This window comes from Chitinophaga rupis, assembly GCF_900109685.1.
Classification (GTDB): Bacteria; Bacteroidota; Bacteroidia; order Chitinophagales; family Chitinophagaceae; genus Chitinophaga; species Chitinophaga rupis.
Map to the genome: position 1 here is coordinate 62,445 of NZ_FOBB01000010.1, position 20,904 is coordinate 83,348.

The window sequence follows — 20,904 nt, forward strand, 5'->3', positions numbered from 1 at the left end:
GCTGTCAAGTTTTAGATTTTAAAAAGTAACGTTTACACCAAACACCCAGGTCCTGGAACGGGGATAAGCCGCAAAGTCCACACCGGGGGTTAAGGGATCACTACGGCGGGCTGTAACATCCGGGTCATAACCTGAATAGCCGGTTATTACGGCCAGGTTATTCACGGTGCCGAATACACGAAGGCTGCTGATCTTAGCCCGCTCCGTAATACGTTTGGGAAGGGTATATCCTAAGGTCACATTATTAACGCGCAGGTAAGAGCCATCTTCCACTGCCCAGGAATGCAGCCACCAGCGCTGCACCCGCACCGGTGACCAGATGCTGGCATTGGCATTCAGCGCGGCCAGCTCATTGGGATCTGTTACTACCTGCCCCTGGCTGTTGATGTTGGTCCAGCGGTTCTTCATGGTGCTTATCATATTCAGGTTGGGAAAAGCACCGTCTGTCCACTCTAATTTATTGGCATTATAAATATCATTGCCCACTACAAAGTTGATGAAGATGCTGGCATCAAAGTTTTTGTAGGTGAACTGGTTGTTCCAGCCGCCGGTAAATTTAGGGTTGGCGTTACCGATCACCTGGCGGTCGCCGTCTGCGGTGATGGTGCCATCACCGTTCAGGTCTTTCCACTTTAACATGCCGGGCTGCGGGGTGCCGTACACGCCATTCACCGGAACACCTTTCTTAATGGTGTAGGTAGCGGTAGCGGCATTATAGTCAAAATCATTGAGGGTATAAAAGCCGTCCGTTACAAAACCATACATCAAACCCACGGGCTCTCCCACTTTCACTAAATAATCATCTACCCCGTCTGAGCCCTGCCAGCCTGAGTTACGGGTGATCTGCGCAGGACCGCCCAGATTCTCCACCCGGTTCCGGTTTAAAGCAATATTAAAATCAGTGCTCCATGCAAAATTCTTTTGCCGTACAGGCGTAGCGCTTATCTGCAGCTCTATACCCCGGTTAGAGGTAGCGCCAATGTTCTGCACCTGCGTGGTGTAACCGGTTGTTGGCGGTATTTGCACGGCCAGTAAAAGATCGTTCGCTGTATTTTTATAGGCATCAATGGTCACCTGTAAGCGGTTATCAAAGAAAGCCAGGTCCAGCCCAAGGTTGCGCGTTATATTCTTTTCCCAGCGCAGCGCAGGATTAGCCAGCGCAGAGGGTGCAAAGCCCGGCAGTATGGAATGGTTAAATGCATACTGGCCGGTTACCCCGTACAGCTGCCGGTATAACAGGTCGCCTATACGATTATTACCTACAGCGCCGTAACCAAAGCGCAGCTTACCATCTGTGAGCCAGCTAAGGTTATTCATAAACTGCTCCGCGGAAAAGCGCCAGGCTATGGAAGCAGATGGGAATACCAGCGTACCGTTCTCCGGAGCAAACTTCGAGGAACGGTCTGCCCGCAGGTTAACAGTAGCCAGGTATTTATCGTCATATGCATAGCTAACGCGGCCAAATAAAGAAAAGATACGGCTGGGCGGGTTTTCACTAGACGAAGGCAATGGCTGTGCAGATCCTGTGGGCGCTGCACCCAGGCCCATATTCGTCAGTGCCTTGTTAGCACTTATATCTGCCGGGAAATACCGGGTCTCTACATAATTGCTGCCGGACAAAAACTCCACCATCTCCTGCCCTGCCAGCACGGTAATATCATGATGGGTTTTGTATTTACTCAGCGTGTATTGCAGGGTGTTGGAATTATTAAAGGTGCTGTTCTGCTGATCCCCAATGGAGGCAACGGGCAGGGAGGCGTACTGCCGCGCCGTGCTGGTAATTTTTCCATAAAAAAGGGATTGCCGGATGCTGGTATTATCATAACCAAAGGTAGAGCGGAATGTAAGGTTCTTAACCAGGTTAATGCTCACATAGCCGGTGAGGTAGGTGGCTTTTGTTTTTTGCTCGCGGTACTCTGCCTGTGTAAGCAGCACAGGATTGGTAGCCCCGGCAGAAGCCAGGAAATAGGCTTCATCAAAATCATCTATTCCCCCACCGGATTCCGGTAGTTCAAACGGGCGGTAGTTAATGGCATGGCGTAAGCGGTTCGTAGTACGGGTGCCGCTATTGGTAGTGCCGGCGCCGTGAATTTCCTGATCCAGGTAACGCATATTAATACCTGCTTTTACCCTGTCAGAAATTTTATGGTCTAACTTAAAATTAGCGATCTTACGATCCAGCCCGGATTCCAGCAGCACGCCGTCTTCCTTATTGGCGGTAAGGCTTAAATTAAAGTTAGTAGCAGCGGTGCCACCGTTCATGGATACATTATGATTTTGAAATTGCGCCTTACGCCCAAATACTTCATGCTGCCAGTTAATGGGCTGTACCTGCTTATAGTTTTGCAAGGTATCCCAGGTAGTACCGTAGGTACCGGCAAAGTCGGTGCTGTCTGCAATATTGCCCCGGCTTCTTTCATATTGCCATAATACAAAGTCGTACGGGCTTAATACATCCATAGTTTTGGGCAGCTCCCGCCAGCCGGCAGATCCGCTGTAGGTTACCTGCGTTTTACCGGCACGCCCGCTTTTGGTAGTGATGATCACTACACCGTTGGCGCCTCTTGCTCCGTAAATAGAAGTGGTGGAGGCATCTTTTAACACATCAACAGAGGCAATGTCCTGTGGTGCAATAACCGAAAGCGCGTTTTCAACCTGCACCCCGTCTACAATGTACAGGGGTGAGTTATCCTGTGTAATAGATCCGCCGCCGCGCACCCTCACCACCAGCTCTGCGCCGGGCGCGCCTTCTGAGGCTACTACCTGTACGCCTGCCAGGCGGCCCTGCAATACTTCTGCGGCTGACGATAAGGGCACATCTTTAATTTGCCGGGCGCCTACAGAAGAAACAGCGCCGGTTACATCTTTCTTTTGCACGGCGGTATAACCTACCACTACTACTTCCCCAATGCTGGCCTGCTCTTTACGCAGCTGTACCAGCAAGGGTTTGCCGCCGCTGGCTGTAATGGTTTGGGAACTGAAACCAATAAACGAAAACAGGAGGTCTACCGATGTTCTCCCGTTTACGGTAATTGAAAAGTGGCCGTTGGCATCGGTAATTGAACCCTGTTTTGTTTTAGTAACCATAATGGAAACGCCGGGTAGCGGATCGTTGCTACCATTCTCTACCACCCGGCCGGTGATAGTAAGTGTTTGCGCATGGGCAGCTAAAAATCCCAATGCCAAAAACAGCATGATCAATGAATTTGTTTTCATAACGTTCATAACAGTGGATATCGAGGTGGATGTGGAAATGCTAAATCAAAAAGGGCAAACTAATTACATACAGGGCCAGGATTACTCATGAATATCCCCATCAGTTCAATAGTTATTTGGTGAAAAATAATCAGGCGATCACTCCTCAAATACGTAGACAATTCTATACCTATTTTTTTTACAAACCATTCTTTGCGGACATTTTATTTACGCAAACGTTGCCGGAAAAAATGCTGTATATTCTGTAAAACAAGAACGGGAGCCGTACCAAATGCAGTACGGCTCCCGTTTTCAGCCAGCTGTTCGCTATCTTTTAAAATACTTTACACAGCAACACTTTCAATTCCTTTCTGCAGCGCTACATCCTGCACACCAGGAACGCTAAAGCCTTCTGCACGAAAAACAGTAATATCCGTTAACCCAATAAAGCCCAGGACATGCCGCAGGTAAGGTTCTGTGAAATCCCATGCTTTATAAGGCCCGTCAGAGAAAACACCACCGGATGCAATGGCCAGGTATACTTTTTTGTTCTTCACCAATCCTTCCGGACGGCCATCTACAACCGTGAAAGTTTTACGTGAGCGCACAATGTGATCAATCCAGGCTTTCAGCGCAGAGGGAATACTGAAATTATAGATGGGCACTCCTATCACCAGGATGTCTGCTTCTTCAATTTCGCGGATGGCTTGTTCCGAATGTGTTCTTGCCAGCCGGTATTCCGGTGAATCATTTTCCTCCTGAACATAAAAAGCAGTCAGGTGGGATTCTTCCAGGTGAGGATATTTGTTTGCAACCAGGTCCCTTACGGTTACGGTGCTCTCCGGGTAACGTGCCTGCAGCTTGTCTATAATTTCCTGTTGCAGCCGTATGCTGTTGGAAGCTTTACTACGGGCGCTTGAGATGACGCTTAATATTTTCTTCATGTTGTAAACAGTTTTGCTAATTGTGTTTACAAAATTAGGTTAGCCTGGTACTTGCAGGCGCAAGGTATACCAAAGGTTAGTGCTAACCTTTGGGTTAGCTACCTGTTATAGCTGTACTCTTCTTTCTACATCCCCCATCCCGTTCTTCCGGTCCCTGGCGGCTTTGATCTGCTGCCGCCCAAACTTCCAGGAAAAGCCTAAGCTTACGCGGCGGCTCTCCCAGCGGTTTATCCAACGGATGGCAGAGGCATTCGTGTATATATCCGCATCATAGCGCTGCATATTAAATGGATCCTGCAGCGTAAAGCTGATCCGCCCTCTTTTATTGAGCACCGGCTTACTGGCGCTCAAACGCCCGCCATAGTTAGCGCGCTGCAGCTCCTGACCAGAAGGCGCCGCAGTGTTATAGAACATACTGATCATCAGCTTCAGGTTTTTAAATACGGTGAACGTGTTATCCAAACCGGTTTCTGCGCCCCAGCTGCCATTGGTGAACCGGCTGCCTGGAATATCCGAACGGTATTGCGCGTAACCTGCACCACCGTTAAAATCCATCTGCCACCATTTGGTAAGCGGCAAACTAATACTTACCGATAGATACCCGTAATCGCTGCTGCCCAGGTTAGCAAAGGTGGTGGTTTGTATTTTCGTAAGGCTATCCTGCTTAATAAGGCTAATAGCGCCTTTGCTGCCATGGCTGTAATACAGGGTGGTCCACAGGAATTGCCGGAAACCATGCCGCAGCTCAAAAGTATTACTGTAAGCAGCATTCAGGTAAGGGTCGCCCACGCTTTTATTATAGGGATCAATGGCTACCACAAAGGGGTTCAGGGAATTGTACGAAGGCCGGTCTATACGCCTGGAATAGCTGAAGGTAAGCTGATTATTATTGTTTATTTGTTTCATCACATTCAGCGATGGAAAAAAGCCGGCATACCTGCGTTGCACCTTTTGCCCCAGCGTCAGGGAATTGCCGGTTGCATCTGTTCTTTCGGCACGCAGTCCTGCCTGCAGGGTTAATTGCTTCCACTCCTTTACCACGGTTGCATACACTGCCTGAATGTTTTCCGTATATTCAAAATGGTTAGATCGGTTCAGGTCCGGCTCCCAAACCTGCTGCAGCAAAGAATCATAGCGGATATCGTTATCGGTGCTCACCCTGCTGATCTTAAAACCGGTTTCTATGCGGAAGGTTTTATTAAAGTACTTTACATAATCGGCCTTTAGCGATAGCACCCTTATGACTACCGGCATGGCGCTCCGGATCTCTGCGATCTGTGTAGCCTGGCCTTTTTCACCGGCACGGTCCCAGTTCAGGATATTATCGTAGGCTGTTTTATCATAGCGGGAAAGGTCAGCATCCAGGTTAAAGGTGCTGCCCAGGCTATCTATCTCACGCAAAATATTAAAGTTGTAAGAGAGGTTGTTCCAGCGGTCTTTTCCATCTGCCTGCGCCACCAGGTAGCGCTTTTCCAAAGGATCGCTGTATACCGCTGTATTGGCATCTGTAATGGCGTTGGTAGCACTGATGTTACCATTCAGCAACATACCGATCGTTGTTTTGGCGTCAGGCTTATAATCAGCGCCCAGCTTCCCGTAATGATAGTTGCCTATGGGATGCCAGTAGTTATCGTAATCAATAAAAGAGCCGTTGTTGATCACTGTGTTCAGCGTACGGTAATTGTACGATTCTGAATACGAATAACTATAGTCGCCGAAAATGTTCAGCTTATTTTTCCGGTAGTTCATATTAACCCCTGTGGAAGCCTTTGGATATTTACCCATGGACAGGGAAGTATATGCGCCCCCGTTTATGCCCTGCTGCACATTCTTCTTCAGGCGTATGTTAATAATACCCGCGCTGCCGGCCGCATCATACCTGGACGAAGGATGCGTGATGATCTCAATTTTAGCAACCACATCTGCCGGCTGGTTCTTTAGCCAGTTGGAAAGGCTTTCGCCGGTAAGTGCAGAGGGGCGGCCGTCTATCCAGATCTGCACACCGGGCTTACCCATCATCACTATATTCCCATACTGATCCTGTCGCATGCCCGGGGCATGGATCAGCAGGTCAAAGATCATATTGCCATGCGCCATTACGCTATTCTCCACATTCAGCACCAGCTTATCTATCTGCATTTCCACATAAGGCTTTTGTGCATTTACAGCTACCTCTTTTAAAGTATGCTGCTGCATCAGCCGCAAGGTATCCAGCATTATTTGGCGGTGCAGGCTATCGGCAATAAAGCCCCTGCTATAGGTTTTGCCGGCGCCTGCTTGTGTTGCAGCCAGCAGATAGCTGCCATAAGGCACATTTTCCAGCGTAAAACGGCCCAGGCTATCGCATACCATTCCTTTAACCAATGAGCTGTCTGCCGCTTTCAGCAAAGCCACGGTAGCAAAGGATGCCGGCCTGGCAGCAGCAGATACCTGCCCGGAAATACGGGATTGGGCATACGTGCTAAATTGTAAAATGATGAACAGGGAGGTAAAAAACAGCTTCATAAATCTTAAATTGAGACCCTGCAAAGATGCCTGCAAACGGCCGGGCCTGCGGCTTCAATTATACCAACCATCTCCCGGGCCCGACCAACCAGGGCCGGCCCGTTGGTCGGACGGAAAGGGTAGTTTGTCGAAGAAAGGCCAGGGCCAGGCAGCTTCCCGGTAACTTTGGGATCAATCACCGTATTATGACAGATCAGCATAGAAAAATACTTTTCAGCTTACTACTTTTGTTCGGGGTAACGGTCATGAACCTTTACCTGGACATTGATATTGATCTGGACCTTGGCATTTTCATGGTCTCTTTTACGGCGCTGAAACTAGCCAGCTTTTATATCAACTATAAATGGCTGCATCCCAGGCTGCTGGCAAAAAAAAGATATGCTGCATGGCTGCTGAGCGTGGCCCTGCTGGTGATCATCGTCATCGCGCTCCGCTACCTGGTGGAAGAGGTATTGTTCCTGCGCCTGTTTGGGTTCAGGAATTATTTTCAGGAGCTTACCTGGACCTTTTATTTCAAAGACAATTATCTGCGTTTTGGCGTATGGGTTATACTGGCCAGCGTGGTACGCTTTATAGAAAACTGGTACCACCTGCAGCGGCAGCAAAGAGAGCTGGAAAAACAACATTTCACTGCGGAGATCTCCTTCCTGAAATCGCAGATCAACCCGCATTTCCTGTTCAATACCTTAAACAGCATTTACTCCCTCTCCTACCAGCAGTCAGAAAAAGCGCCGGCCGCCATCCTGAAGCTATCGGAGATCATGCGGTATATGCTGTATGATACGGAGGACAAGCTTGTGCCGCTGGAAAAGGAGCTGCAATATCTGGACAATTTTGTGGCGTTACAGAAAATGCGTTTTAAAGAAACCATCTATGCCGATCTGCTGGTGGAAGGCAATACGCAACACCAGCAGATAGCGCCGCTGCTGCTGATCGCTTTTGTGGAAAACGCCTTTAAACATGGTGAGCTGCATGATGCCGCTGATCCTGTGCTTATACAGGTAACCCTTGAGCCGGAACAGCTGCAGCTGTATGTGCAGAACCGCATAAATGCGCAGGGGAAAGATCAAACGGGCGGTATTGGCATTACCAACATCAAACGCAGGCTGGAGCTGTTGTACCCCGGGCGGCACACGTTAACGGTGAATAATAACGGAACGCATTACATTTGTGAACTTAAGCTGAAACTGGCCTAGCCCATGCAAAAATTACGCTGTATTGCTATAGATGATGAACTGCTGGCACTGGATGTGATAACCGATTACATTCACAAAACCCCTTTCCTGGAGCTGGTATACAGCACCAGCCAGGTGCTGGATGCCTTACCCCTGGTGGAAAGCGGCGGGGCCGACCTGGTGTTCCTGGACATTCAAATGCCCCAGCTGAACGGCCTGCAGTTCATGAAGATCATTCATGGCAAAGCCCTTGTGATATTCACTACCGCCTACCCGCAGTATGCGCTGGACGGTTATGAGCATGATGTGCTGGATTACCTGCTGAAACCTGTTGCCTACGAACGTTTTTATAAAGCAGCGCAAAAAGCGCTCAGCGCCATACGCCCCAGCCAGGCCCTTACACCCTATGAAAAGCCCGCGGCAGAACTGCCTAATTTTATTTTCGTGAAAACGGATAATAAAATGGTAAAGGTGCAGCTCTCAGAGATCCTGTTTGTGGAGGGCCTGAAGGATTATATTGCCATACAAACCACTGCTGAAAAGATCATTACCCTGCAGAATATGAAACGCATGGAGAAGATACTGCCGGCGCCCAGGTTTGTGCGGGTGCATAAATCCTATATTGTTTCCCTGGAAAAAACCGATACTATTGAACGGAACCGCATCTTCATCGGCGATCATGTAATACCGATCGGCGATACTTACCGGGAGCCTTTCTTCCAGCTTATTGAGGGCAGGGAATAACTATTATTTCATGGGCAGTTTCATCAGCCTGATACGGTGATGCGCCAGCTACTCATACCCCAGTTGTATAAAACTGAACATGCCGTGTATCATAAACGGACACCTACTTAATTTTGTAAAATCATAACCAGCTGGTTATTAATAATTATAGAAGATGGCATTTTTTTTATAGAATAACCATCAAATCCCACCTGAATGATAAGAAATTACTTTAAAGTTGCCTGGCGTAATCTCATAAAAGACAAACAGTTTACCCTGCTTAACTTAATAGGCTTGTCAACAGGGCTGGCCTGTGTGCTGCTGATATATCTGTGGGTAAATGATGAACTGCATGTGGACCGGTTTAATGAAAAGGACAGCCAGCTATACCAGGTAATGAAAGCGGCTCCCAACGGAGATGGCACCACTGCTGTATGGGCAACTGCACAAGGCGTTTTAGCCGATGAACTATCCAAATCATTCCCTGAAGTTGAGCATGCGGTTGCCATAAGAAAAGAAGGTGAGACGGGGATCCTTTCAGTTGGTGAAAAACATATGAAAGCAGCATGGCGTTTTGTGAGCAATGATTTCCTGAACGTATTTTCCTACCGCCTTATTGAGGGGAGTAAAGACAAGGTGCTGGCTGATAAATACGGGGTGCTGATCTCAGATAAACTTGCTTTGAAAGTATTTAACACCACTCATAACCTGACCGGCAAAGCCTTCACCTGGGATGCCGGCGGGGATTTTAATGGCGCTTACACCATTAGCGGCGTATATGAAGCGCCTCCATCCAATGCAACGGACCAGTTTGATCTTGCATTTAACTATAGGGTATATGTTGACAAAGAGATTGGTGGGGTGGGCGATATTTATAACTGGGGAAATAATAGTGTGCATACTTATTTGATCCTGAAAAAAGGTACGGATGTAAATGCCTTCAACAATAAGATCAGGGATTTTACAAGATCAAAAATAAAGAACATACCTGGTTCTGAATATTGGTCAAAATGGGAAGGAAGCCTATTTGTCCGGAAATATTCAGACGGGTACCTGCACAATAATTTTGAAAATGGAAAATCTATTGGCGGCAGAATTGAGTATGTACGCCTTTTTTCCATCATTGCTATTTTCATACTGGTGATCGCATGTATTAATTTCATGAACCTTTCTACGGCAAAAGCTTCCGGAAGAATGAAGGAAGTGGGTATAAGAAAAGTGATCGGCGCACCCAGGAGAATGCTGCTCCTGCAATACATGGGAGAATCTATGTTAATGTCTTTCCTGTCGCTGGCAATTGCCGTATTAATAACCTTTTTATTACTTCCGGTTTTTAAAGAAATTACCGGAAAACAGCTGTCACTCAGCTTCAACGCGGGCTTTGTCCTTTCACTATTAGGCATTGCGGTTATTACCGGTATTATTGCCGGCAGCTATCCGGCGCTTTATCTCTCCGGCTTCAGGCCCACTGCTGTGCTGAAAGGGAAGCTGCATACTTCCGCGAGTGAATCCATCATAAGGAAAGGTTTGGTTGTTTTTCAATTTACTATTTCAGTCATACTCATTATTGCGGTTATTGTTGTATATCAGCAAATGAAGCTGATACAAACAAAAAATCTTGGCTATAATAAAGATAATATCATCCGGTTTGCCAATGTTGGGAAACTGCAGGATAATATTCAGACCTTCCTTGCTGAAGCCAGGAATATTCCCGGTGTTATAAATGCCTCCAGTATGCAAGGTGATCTTTTAGGCCATTCAGGCCACAGCGGCGGCGGCATTTCATGGGAAGGGAAAGATCCCAATTTAGGTATAGAATATTTTGGGGTTAGCGGCGATCTTGGATATATGGAGATACTGGGATTAAAAATGGCTACAGGCCGTACTTTTTCGGACAAATTTGGTGCGGATAGTTCTGCTGTTATTTTCAATGAAGCAGCCATTGCCAGAATGGGCATTACAGATCCTGTTGGCAAAATAGTTTCACTCTGGGGGCGTAAAAAACAGATCATTGGAGTTGTAAAGGATTTTAATTTTGAATCTCTCTATAAAAAAGTAGGTCCTGCATTCCTGGAATATTCCACCCGCAACAAAACTATCCTGGTAAAAATAAAGGCCGGTACTGAACAGCAAACCCTGGCAAAGCTGGAACAACTCTACCAGCATTTTAATGAAGGGCTTCCATTTGAGTATAAGTTCCTGGATGAGGATTACCAGACTATGTATGCGTCAGAACAAAAAGTATCCGTACTGTCCCGGTATTTTGCCGTTATAACTATCATCATTTCCTGTCTGGGCCTTTTTGGTCTTACTGCATTTACCGCACAAAAAAGAAAAAAAGAGATTGGTATCCGCAAAGTGGTAGGCGCTTCTGTAAACAGTATTACGTTAATGCTGACAAAAGACTTTTTAAAACTTGTAATGCTTGCCGTACTTGCAGCTTTTCCGCTGGCCTGGTGGGCAACTAATCAATGGCTGCAAAGCTTTGCCTATCGTGTAAACGTAGATGCCGCCGTATTCCTGGTTTCGGGCGCCGCTATTATCATGCTTACTTTGGTAACCGTGAGCCTGCAGGCCATCAAAGCAGCATTGGCCGACCCCGTAAAGTCGTTGCGGAGTGAATGATGGACCATCCGGGATCCTTTTATTTCATTTTCCAGAACTTACCAAATAACCGCGCTGCTATGCTTTTATCCTCAGCCATAATTTCGGCGGTTCCATCCAGCTGCGGATGAGGGGGGATCTTTTTACCAGCGCTGGTAACCCGGTCATGCGTTAACTGTATACTTACCAGGAAGCCTGTACCCGTTTCAGTGGCGCTCATACTCAGCACAGTACCCTGCAGCATTCCAAATTCCTCTTTCGGATAGGCAGTAAGCCGGATCAATACCTGCTGACCGGCTTTTACTTTCCAGGCAGCGGCGGCCGGAATGTTAGCTGCTGCCAGCTGTTGCCGCACCACCACAGGCGCCGTTACAATCTCCGGGTAATGAAAGAACCATGCGCCTGCCAATGCTGCTGCTGTTAGCAGCGCTACCAGGTAAATACCAATGCGGATGATCCAGGGCGGCATTTTCCCCATGATCTCCTGCACAGCTTCACTCCGCACCTCTTCCAGGGAGTGATGAGTGGCATGGCCATTTAAATCGGTTTTATGTTGCTGAACAAACGGCATATGATCATCCTCCCAGCTCCAGCTGATTTTTTACCAGTTCAAAATAATTTCCTTTTTGTGCGGTAAGCGTGGCATGCGTACCCACTTCTACGATCTCTCCTTTTTCCAGCACCACGATCTGGTCTGCATGTTTTACCGTGCTTAGCCGGTGTGCGATCACCACCACAGTTTTGCCTTCAAAAAGCGCTTCCAGGTTACGCATAATAATGCTTTCATTGTTGGCATCCAGCGCGCTGGTAGCTTCATCAAAAAATAAGTAGCGGGGATCTTTATAAATGGCGCGCGCAATTTGTATACGCTGTTTTTGTCCTGCGCTGATGCCGCCACCTGAATTTCCGATCTTAGTCTGGTAGCCCAATGGCAGCTCCTCTATAAAATCGCGTATGTTGGCTGCTTCCGCTGCATGTATTAATTTATGCTTGTCGGGCTTTTCATCACTGATAGCAATGTTCTTTGCAATGGAGCCTGAAAAAATAAAACCGTCCTGCATTACATTGCCACATTGCCGCCGCCACCAGCGGGGCGATATTTCCTGTAAGCGCCGGTTGCCTACCCATACCTGACCGTTGCCCGGCTCATAGAATTGCAGCAGTAATTTTAACAGGGTAGTTTTACCGCTGCCGCTGGTGCCCACAATAGCGGTCACCCTTCCTTCCGGTATCACCAGGTTAATGTTCTTTAAAACAAAAGGAGATTGTTTAGGCCCATATTGGAAGGATACATTTTCCAGGCGTATATCGCCATTGCCTGCTGGCAGCGCCTCCTGGCCGGCCCGCTCTTCCTCCTGCCGGTTATGGATCTCGCCTAAACGGTCCAGGCTCATTTTTGCATCCTGGGCGGATTGTATAAAGGTTAACAGCTGATCCAGGGGGCTGTTCATCTGTCCTATGATGTAGCTCACAGATAACATCATGCCCAGCGTAAGGTGCCCGTTCATGACTTCCCGGGCGGTTATAAAAGAGATCAGGATATTTTTCAGCTGGTGAAAGAAAACCGAACCAAGCTGCTGGTATTGCCCTAATGCCAGGTTCTTTACATTCACCTTAAAAAGCCCCGCCTGTACCTGTTCCCATTCCCAGCGCCGGGCTGTTTCGCAGTTATTTAATTTGATCTCCTGCATGCCGGTGATGAGCTCAAATAAAATATTCTCGTTCTCGCTCATGCGCTGAAAGCGTTTATAGTCCAGCGCTTTACGGCGCCGCAGGAAAAAGAGGATCCAGCCAATAGCAGCGGCGCTGAACAGTACAAATACCAGCAAGATCTTCAGGCTGTACACGGCCAGCACTACGGTAAACACCAACAGGTTCACAAAAGAAAAAAGGGTGGACAGTGTGGTACCGGTCAGGAAGTTCTGTATGCGGGTATGATCGCCGATGCGCTGATGAATGTCGCCGATCATTTTTGTATCAAAAAAACGGATCGGTAATTTCATCAGCTTGATCAGGAAATCGGAAATGATGTGGATGTTGATCCGGCTGTTCATATGCAGCAGGATCCAGCTGCGGATCATTTCAATGGCGGTGGAGCCGGCAAATAACAACAGCTGGGATACCAGCACCAGGTATACAAAGCCCGTGTTGTTGCGGTTAATGCCATAGTCTACCAGGCTTTGGGTAAGAAAAGGTAATGTGAGCGACAGCACACTGGCCACCAGCACACTTAAAAATAGCTGGACAATATATTTGCGATAGGGTTTTATGTAATTGAACAGAAAACGGAAACCGGTGGCTGCTTCCTGCATTGCTTCCTTTTGATAAAAGGCCGCGGTAGGTTCCAGCATTAATATGGTGCCGGTATTGCTATTACCCTGCCAGCAGTCCAGGAAAGTTTCCTTATCCACCTTTACCAGTCCATGCCCCGGGTCTGCCACCAGGATCTTCTCCCCCTTTTTATGCCGGTTATATTCCTGCGGGGGCAGCACTACAAAATGCTGCTGGTTCCAATGGAGTATGCAGGGCAGGTCTACCTGCTCATCCAGCTGCTCAAAGGTGATACGCACCGCATTGGTACGGAAGCCAATTTTTTCAGCTGCCTCGCTAATGCCCAGCAGGTTCACTCCTTCCCGGGTAATGCTTGCCTGCTGCCGCAGGTATTCCAGCGAGTAGCTGCGGCCATAGTGGCGGGCTACCATGCGCAGGCAGGTAGGTCCGCAATCCATAGCGTCCATCTGTTTATAGAAAAAGAATCCCATTACTTGGTAGCGGCTACCAGCGCCAGTTGTGATAAATAATATTTTTCCAGGAAATGATACAGCACCAGCTCATGCTTCCGTTGCTTGCCAATGAATAAGCGGTTCATGAACATATGCAAATGGCTGGCAATAATGCGCAGGTATATGTCCGGCGAGCCGCAATCCGCGCGCATCTGTAAAGCCAATGGCTGTGCAGTCTGTGAACGCTGCTGAAAAAGATCCACTGCTTCGGCAATATCATTGCGGTCATCATCGGCAGCATTCAGGTAAGACAATATCTGCTGCTGGTGTTTGCGGTATTTATCATTGAGCGGTTTATGCAACAGCTCTGCTCCGCCAAATTCCGTAACAAAAGCTGTTCTTAAGGAAGCCAGCAATTGTTTCCTTTCCGGCAGGGTTAACCCAAAATCATCCAGCATCATATGCATACCCCGCAGGGCCAGCTTCCAGCGGTACTCCTCTCCCTCAGCGCCTTCCAGCAAACTGATAATACCTAGTACCGCTATGCTGTCTGCAAAGAACATTTCTTCGCTTTGCAGCATGGCAGCAGCGGTATAGCGCTCTATTTCACGTACATAAGTATCACATTGCAGCTTTTGTACCTGGCCTGACCTTATATACGGCTGCAGCGCTGTTTGTATGCGGTGTAAAAGCACGTCGTTATTAGCAGGATGCTCCTTATTCAGAAATCTTAAGCGGATATGCGGCTGGGGATCGCCATACCGCAGAAAAAAGAACTGTTCAAACAGCCCGTCTTCCTGCCATAGGGGTACCTGCTCCGCAAAGAAACCAGCCAGCAGTCCTTCTGCCACGCGGTAACCGCAATACACCTTCAGGTACATCCATTCGCTGCCCGGGGCAAAACTCCGTGTTAAACCGGTTGTTGTCTGCTTTGCCGCCATTGGTAAGATATTGGTGTTAGCGGAAGTATAGATCAAAGGCACCAGCAGCTCATGTGCATATACCTCATGCTCCTCATCCCGCAGCATACCGTGCTGCTCTGCTGCCAGGAACTCTTTTAACTTTCCCGTATTGGTGCGCTTAATATGATCCAGCAAAATACCAACCGCTATAGGTTGTGTAAGATCCAGCAACAGCTCATTATCTGCTTCAGATAATAATACCTTATCAGGAATGCCCTGTTGCTGCCGGTACTTTTCAAAACGCTGCAGCGGATCCGTATCCTTATTACCGGCTGGTTCCAGGTCTTTTTGCGTTATGGTCCAGCTGGCGCGGCATACAACAATATTTTTGTAGGTTACTCTCGGCAGGCTGGGACGGCCGGCCAACACACCCCAATCCCAGGAAAGGTATGATACCAGCGACTGGTGCTGCAGATCGCACAGGAATTTATAAACCGGTAAACTATTAAAGCTATAGTTATGGGCTGAGCTAAGGCGGGGAATAACGCGCTTATTCAGGCGCTTACTCCTCAGCACCACTTCATTATCCTGTACAGATACCATGAGGTCTGATACCGGTATCTGGCAGGCTGACGGTACACCGGACACACCTATGTAGGGAATTTCATATTGCCGTAAAGGCGGCCGTATCAGCACATTGGCGGCACGGGCTTCGGGAAAGTGCACCACTTCTGCAAAAATAACATCGGGGTATGCGGCTTCCTCTGCTGCCAGCGCGGCCTGTACATGGCCGGCTAAATGCCCGTCCCCGCTGCAAAAGCGGCCTAAAAGGTTAGCAGCAGAAGGGCCGCCCACAGACTGTAACGCAAAGGTATAAACGCCGTTATCCGCATCTGCAGCTGTATTGGCATATAAAGAGCCAAACAGGTAGCTGCTGCGTGCAAAGGGCAGCTGTTCCGGATCGCCTAACTTCTTAAGCTCTTCGCCGGTAATGGTAACGGAGCCGCCTGTACGCAGGTAGTGCTCATACTTTTCCAGGCACAGCTGTTGCATGGGCGACCAGGTTACTGTGGTCATAGTATTTTCTGCACCACTGCCGGCTATATCTTCTACAAAGGGCGCATGAATAGTACTGTCAAGGTTACTGCCATAACCAATGCCGGTTTCACCATCCAGTACCAGGTTAAGCGGCACTTCCTGCGATTCATAGCGTTCTTTGAAACGGCTTACAAAACCGGCCAGCTCTGTGTTCCCACCTTTTGCATATCCCTGGCAAAGGGCCATTAGCTCACTTACCTGCTGCAGTATACCGTTTAAGAGTTTTTCGCTGATAGTGCAGGCAGCAGCGGTTTTAAACAGGTCAACCTGCAGCAGGTCTTTCGGTGTATCCAAGGAAAAAGCGGCATTACAGATATCATGAATAGTGGTTAAACGTGCCTGGTCAAAATCCTGTTGCTGAAACAGGCGCTGCAGCTGCTGCAGGCGGTCTTTTACAGGGGTTGCTGCTTCAATGGATGAAAGGCGGTTTACAAGGGCCTGCAGGTTATCTGTTTCTGTAATGCGGGGTTCAATTTCTGCGATCAGTAGCTGCGCATCTATCAGCTCATTTACAAAAGCACGTGCCTCTTCTGCAGTAATGGAATCATCCTCAGCGGCTATCAGCTGCACCATTTCCTGCATAGTTAAACCATTGCATGCTTCGCGGATGATCTTTTGTATAAATACGGAATCGGCCACTGCTGTTAACAGGTACTTACGCCGGTTATTGGCAATAATATATTCCGCATACCTGAACTTATCCCCGCTTTTGTATACGCTGTTATTGGTATACCAGGTAAGCGTTTCACTTACTGCTGGCAGGCGTTGAATATGATGACAGATCCTGGTATAGTAATCCATATCCAGGCGCACATGCTGCCGTGCCTGCGCCAGTGGCGCCAGCTGCCAGGCAGTTGTTTCGCCTACCGTTCCGGTAGTGCAGCCGGCAAACAGGCCGTAGGGCGTGCTGCGGGTGCATGCCCTCACCCAATATTTATACAGGGAGCGGTGCAGCTTTTCTGTTTTCTTCGGTGTAAAAGCAGCAGGATCCGCCAGGTAACGTTCCAGCTCTTTGAGCAGCTCTCTGGAAGCAACAGACAAAGCGTACAGGAACACAGGAAACTCCTGCGCCAGCGCCTGCAGGTTATTATCCAGCACCCGGCGGTACTGTTTTATGGGAAAAAGCGGACTTCTCAATAGGAAGAATCCTGTATGCGATAAAGCCATAACAGATCCTTTAAAATTTTATTGATAAACGTGGTTCATGAAAGCAGGAAACATTCATCCCACGGTAATGGATGATCCTGTAAATGCGATAATAATGACAATCCTACGCCACTGCCGCCATCCAGCAGGTCCCAGGAGTAATCCCATAGCTTATCCTTGCCCTGCCATACACGAATGCCGTGCTTACCCTCTTCTTCTGAAAAAGCGATAAGCTCCACTGCTTTTTGCTGCCAATGAGCAGCGCAATCATAAAAGGATTGCTCCCCTGTTTCAAACCAGAACTTGCGGTAAAAGGCGGCAATACCGCTGGACCCATGGCAAATGCAGTTATCTATTACACCGGCAGTTTCATTGGTTAAACGCCGGGTATTATAACGCATGATCTCCAGGGCCTCACTCATCCAGCTCTTTTCATCCAATACTTTACCACAGTACCATAAGGTCCATGCTACATTCAGATCGCCGTAACACCATGCCAGGCGGCTATTGACGCTGGACTGTTTCCCATCCAGTATAGCCGGGTACATAGCATGCAGGCCGTTACCGGACACCGGGATCTTATGCTGCAATATGAAGGGGATACATTCCGTAATGAGCTGCCGGCATGTTTTTTCAGCAATACCCGCCTTGTATATTTTTGCCAGCAGTATTAATGCAGCACAACTGCCATGCGCGAGGCTAAAGGCATCTACATAAGTGCCTGCAGGTTGTTCGTGCGTATAAAAAATGGGAAGGCTTCTGCCAAGGGGTGTTAGCTTGCTGGCGGCCATCAGCTGATCCGCAAAAAATACCAGGTGCGTATGCACCTCCTCCCTGGCTGAAAAAGGCAGCAGAAAATTACACATGCCTATACTGCCGTGCAGGAAATCAAAGTTCTTCCATTGCAGGTGGAACCGGCTTTGTTCAATAGTAGTGGAAATAAATTCAGCTGTCAGCACATCAAGATCCATTTCCAGGAACTCATGCCTGCTCAGATGCTCCAGCAGCCAGAACGGGCCTGTATGGCCTGAACAAAAAGAATAATTCAGTCCTTCATGAGGAGTATAACCGGCATAGATCTTTTGCAGCAGGGCTACAGCATTATCCGCCTCCTGGTCTGCATACTGCTCATAGTAGAACATAAAGAGCAAGGCGCCCCATGGGCCTTTAAATAAGCTGCCGCTAATATCGGGATCATATTTCTGCTGGTCCAGCAGGGGAATAAGATCATTATAGATGTTCCGCAGCTGTGTGGCTATCATATTCATTTTTCAGCGGCTGTTTAATGTCTGTAAACAGTTTCCGGATTATGAAAAATGGAACAGGGACCACTCATCCCTGTTCCTTAAAATTGTCGGGGCCTGCTATCAGGGTATCATGCAGCAGGGACGGCCGGGGCCAGGACTGGTAGCCCTGCAGCTGGATATTAAACGGGTGTCTTCTGTGCAGGTAGCTGCAAGGGTTGCGGCGCCGCCATTTACCTGTGCCTGCTGATCTGCTGTAAGCTGTGCAATGGTTTCTTTGCTAAACAGCAGCTTTTTGCTGAGGTCTACTTTTTTCTTTTTCATGATGGTAAATTTTTACATGAGGGTCCTCCCCTGTCTATAGCCATGGGGTGGTTGTTCAGCTTCTGTGAAAGGAGGTGTTACTATCTTACGCAATCCGCCGGACAGGTAACTTCATCAGTTTCTACGCAGCATGCACTCCACCAGGTTAAGGGGCCGCCACCTGCTACTTTTGCCTGTTGCTGTTGATTCAGCTCAACAATGGTTTCTTTTTTCAGTAATAATTTTTTACTGAGCTCGATCTTTTTCTTTTTCATAAAAACTGGGATTTATGGACAAAACCTTCCCCTGCCGCCATTGTAGGGCAGCCGGTTATAGCCTGTCCGGGTTAAAAAATCAGACGTGTTTAATGAAGACCAGCAAAAAATGCAGTCTAGCCTGCCAGGGGGAATAGTGAAATTTTCCTTTTTCTCATATGTGAGGAATTACGGGTTATGATCTGTTAAGGGTTTACAGGTTTGCTATGTTACGACGGTTTAGATAATGGGCGCAGGGGTAACTTTATAAATACCATCCTTGCTCTATGTAAGTAAACGCATAAGTGACGGGTTATTTGAGATTTGCAATTTGAGATTCTGAAGTTAAGTAAATTGATCTTGTAAAAAAAAATGTTTTTAAAAATTATTTTTGTTACGTGTATGGGCAGAAGTACTTACCCGGGATCCGCAATATTTACAAAGAAGCATTATCATGAAACTCACCATCACGGGATATTCAACGGCATTATTTTCAACCTGGTATTTCGTTGAAGAATTAGGATTGCTGTTTGATGCTGGCGATGGCATCACGGCTGCTTTACTACAAAAAGCAAGAAAAATAGATAACGTTTTTATTTCTCATGCAGACCGGGATCATTTAACAGGACTGCTGCAATTCAACCAGCTGAATGCCAGGGAGGGTTTTCCCAAGATCTTCTATCCTTTTAATTCCAGCTCTTTTCCTGCCATAGAAACCTTTTCAAAAAATTTTGATCCGCATGTAAGCGGCACTACCTGGAAAGGCATCAAAGAAAATGCGCACATTCAAATAAAGGACGACCTGTATGTGCAGTCCATCAGGAATAATCATGTACCGGCAGAAAAGGATGTTTTTAAAAGTTTTGGTTACCAGGTGTACCAGGTAAAGAACAAATTGAAAAAAGAATACGCCGGCTTATCACAGGAAGAGATCTTACAGCGGATCGCGGAAATTGGCAAGGAGCGCATGACAGAACAGATCAGGACCAATATACTAACCTATTCAGGAGACACGCCGGTGGATGATCCTGAACGATGGAACAACACAAAAATACTGATCCATGAAGCTACCTTTTTAGGAGAACAGGAGCTGAACCATGCAAACACCCACCGGAATAAACACAGTAATTTAGAGCAGGTTTTAAGAATGGTTTCCCGTCTGAATATTGAAACGCTGATCCTGGGGCATTTCTCGTCCCGCTATTCAAATGAAGAAATTGACAGGAGCATAAGAACTTTATGCGATCAGCTAAAAATAAAAATTCCTGTTTACCGCGTTTTGCCTGGCGAGGTAAACAGGAATATACTGGCCGGGGAGCCAATTAATAATACGATCTAAAACACGCCTCCTCCGGCTCCTATATTCTGCCCGGTGATCCACCTGCCCGCATCGCTGGCCAGGAAAACAGTTACATCGGCTACATCTTCCGGCTCTCCTACCCGTTTAAAAGGAGACATGGCCGCAGCCACCGCCCGGTCGCGCTCCGGTAACAGATCCGTATTCGTAAAACCCGGAGATACTGCATTGACTGTAATGTTGCGCTCTCCTAATTCCCGGGACAGCACTCTTACAAATTGCTCTATCGCTCCTTTACTACCCAGGTAAATGGCGTTCATGGAAAAATACATTTGTGTGCCGCCGGTAGAGGTTACGATGATGCGGCCGCCATCCTTTACCCTTCTGGCGGCTTCCTGCAACACGAAAAATATACCTTTTGCATTGGTGTTGAACACAGCGTCATATTGCTCTTCCGTGGCTTCGGATAATAAAGCGGGGATATAGCTGGCGGCATTGGCAATTACGATATCAGGTTTCCCTAATGATGCTTCCGCTTTTTCAAAAAGTGTTTTGATAGCCGGCAGCTGAGAGATATCTGCCTGTATGGCAATGGCTTTACCATCCTGCTGCCTGATCTTTTCTGCGATCTGTTCCGCAGCAGCGGCGCTGTTCACATAATTAATGGCCACGGCGGCTCCGGCCGCGGCTAAACGTTCTACGATGGCCTTTCCAATACCTCTTGAACCACCTACTACAATAGCGGTTTTACCCTTGAGGGCATCATTTGCAAATGTTGTCATAACGGGCGC

General features: G+C 47.7%; 14 protein-coding genes. 4 read left to right on the forward strand and 10 right to left on the reverse strand.

The window, feature by feature from the left end; translation table 11 throughout:
- Positions 1–18: 18 nt before the first annotated feature.
- The 3 genes from BMZ54_RS27605 to BMZ54_RS27615 form a co-directional block, all read right to left on the reverse strand.
- The gene (locus tag BMZ54_RS27605; RefSeq protein WP_202909377.1) at positions 19–3,195 is read right to left on the reverse strand and encodes a SusC/RagA family TonB-linked outer membrane protein; all 3,177 of its coding nucleotides are present in this window, start codon (positions 3,193–3,195) and stop codon (positions 19–21) included.
- A 344-nt stretch (positions 3,196–3,539) separates the two neighbouring features.
- Positions 3,540–4,139 (reverse strand): FMN-dependent NADH-azoreductase, encoded by a 600-nt coding sequence (locus BMZ54_RS27610; protein WP_089919635.1) that lies wholly within the window; start codon positions 4,137–4,139, stop codon positions 3,540–3,542.
- 105 nt (positions 4,140–4,244) lie between these two features.
- Positions 4,245–6,644, reverse strand: coding sequence for an outer membrane beta-barrel family protein (locus BMZ54_RS27615; protein ID WP_089919638.1), 2,400 nt, complete (start codon positions 6,642–6,644; stop codon positions 4,245–4,247).
- A gap of 185 nt (positions 6,645–6,829) precedes the next feature.
- Here BMZ54_RS27615 and BMZ54_RS27620 point away from each other — a divergent pair, with 185 nt between their 5' ends.
- The 3 genes from BMZ54_RS27620 to BMZ54_RS27630 all read left to right on the forward strand — a co-directional run bounded on the left by BMZ54_RS27620 (position 6,830) and on the right by BMZ54_RS27630 (position 11,167).
- A complete protein-coding gene (locus tag BMZ54_RS27620) occupies positions 6,830–7,840 on the forward strand; it encodes a sensor histidine kinase (protein WP_162277686.1) in 1,011 nt (336 codons plus the stop codon).
- 3 nt (positions 7,841–7,843) lie between these two features.
- Positions 7,844–8,563: a LytR/AlgR family response regulator transcription factor gene (locus BMZ54_RS27625; RefSeq protein ID WP_089919642.1), complete on the forward strand. Its 720-nt coding sequence runs from the start codon at positions 7,844–7,846 to the stop codon at positions 8,561–8,563.
- A 195-nt stretch (positions 8,564–8,758) separates the two neighbouring features.
- Complete coding sequence (locus tag BMZ54_RS27630; protein ID WP_089919645.1) at positions 8,759–11,167, forward strand: ABC transporter permease; 2,409 nt, start codon at positions 8,759–8,761, stop codon at positions 11,165–11,167.
- A gap of 19 nt (positions 11,168–11,186) precedes the next feature.
- Here BMZ54_RS27630 and BMZ54_RS27635 read toward each other — a convergent pair whose 3' ends face one another.
- From BMZ54_RS27635 to BMZ54_RS33015, 6 genes are all read right to left on the reverse strand, one after another.
- On the reverse strand, positions 11,187–11,717 hold the full coding sequence (locus BMZ54_RS27635; protein WP_089919647.1) for a beta-barrel domain-containing protein: 531 nt from the start codon (positions 11,715–11,717) through the stop codon (positions 11,187–11,189).
- A 4-nt stretch (positions 11,718–11,721) separates the two neighbouring features.
- Positions 11,722–13,908 (reverse strand): peptidase domain-containing ABC transporter, encoded by a 2,187-nt coding sequence (locus BMZ54_RS27640; RefSeq protein ID WP_089919648.1) that lies wholly within the window; start codon positions 13,906–13,908, stop codon positions 11,722–11,724.
- Positions 13,908–17,036 carry a lantibiotic dehydratase gene (locus BMZ54_RS27645; protein ID WP_089919650.1) on the reverse strand — a complete coding sequence of 1,043 codons (3,129 nt, stop codon included), beginning with the start codon at positions 17,034–17,036 and terminating at the stop codon, positions 13,908–13,910. The genes BMZ54_RS27640 and BMZ54_RS27645 overlap by 1 nt, the downstream gene beginning before the upstream one ends.
- Positions 17,037–17,071: 35 nt before the next feature.
- Positions 17,072–18,283, reverse strand: coding sequence for a lanthionine synthetase LanC family protein (locus BMZ54_RS27650; RefSeq protein ID WP_089919652.1), 1,212 nt, complete (start codon positions 18,281–18,283; stop codon positions 17,072–17,074).
- Positions 18,284–18,382: 99 nt separating this feature from the next.
- Positions 18,383–18,583, reverse strand: a complete 201-nt coding sequence (locus tag BMZ54_RS27655) for a class I lanthipeptide (RefSeq protein ID WP_089919654.1) — start codon at positions 18,581–18,583, stop codon at positions 18,383–18,385.
- A gap of 80 nt (positions 18,584–18,663) precedes the next feature.
- Positions 18,664–18,837 carry a class I lanthipeptide gene (locus BMZ54_RS33015; protein ID WP_156093030.1) on the reverse strand — a complete coding sequence of 58 codons (174 nt, stop codon included), beginning with the start codon at positions 18,835–18,837 and terminating at the stop codon, positions 18,664–18,666.
- Between the two features lie 433 nt (positions 18,838–19,270).
- On the opposite strand from BMZ54_RS33015, the gene BMZ54_RS27660 reads away from it, so the two are divergent.
- A complete protein-coding gene (locus tag BMZ54_RS27660; RefSeq protein WP_089919966.1) occupies positions 19,271–20,155 on the forward strand; it encodes an MBL fold metallo-hydrolase in 885 nt (294 codons plus the stop codon).
- Here BMZ54_RS27660 and BMZ54_RS27665 read toward each other — a convergent pair.
- Positions 20,152–20,895 carry an SDR family oxidoreductase gene (locus tag BMZ54_RS27665; RefSeq protein ID WP_089919655.1) on the reverse strand — a complete coding sequence of 248 codons (744 nt, stop codon included), beginning with the start codon at positions 20,893–20,895 and terminating at the stop codon, positions 20,152–20,154. The genes BMZ54_RS27660 and BMZ54_RS27665 overlap by 4 nt on opposite strands.
- Positions 20,896–20,904: the final 9 nt, after the last annotated feature.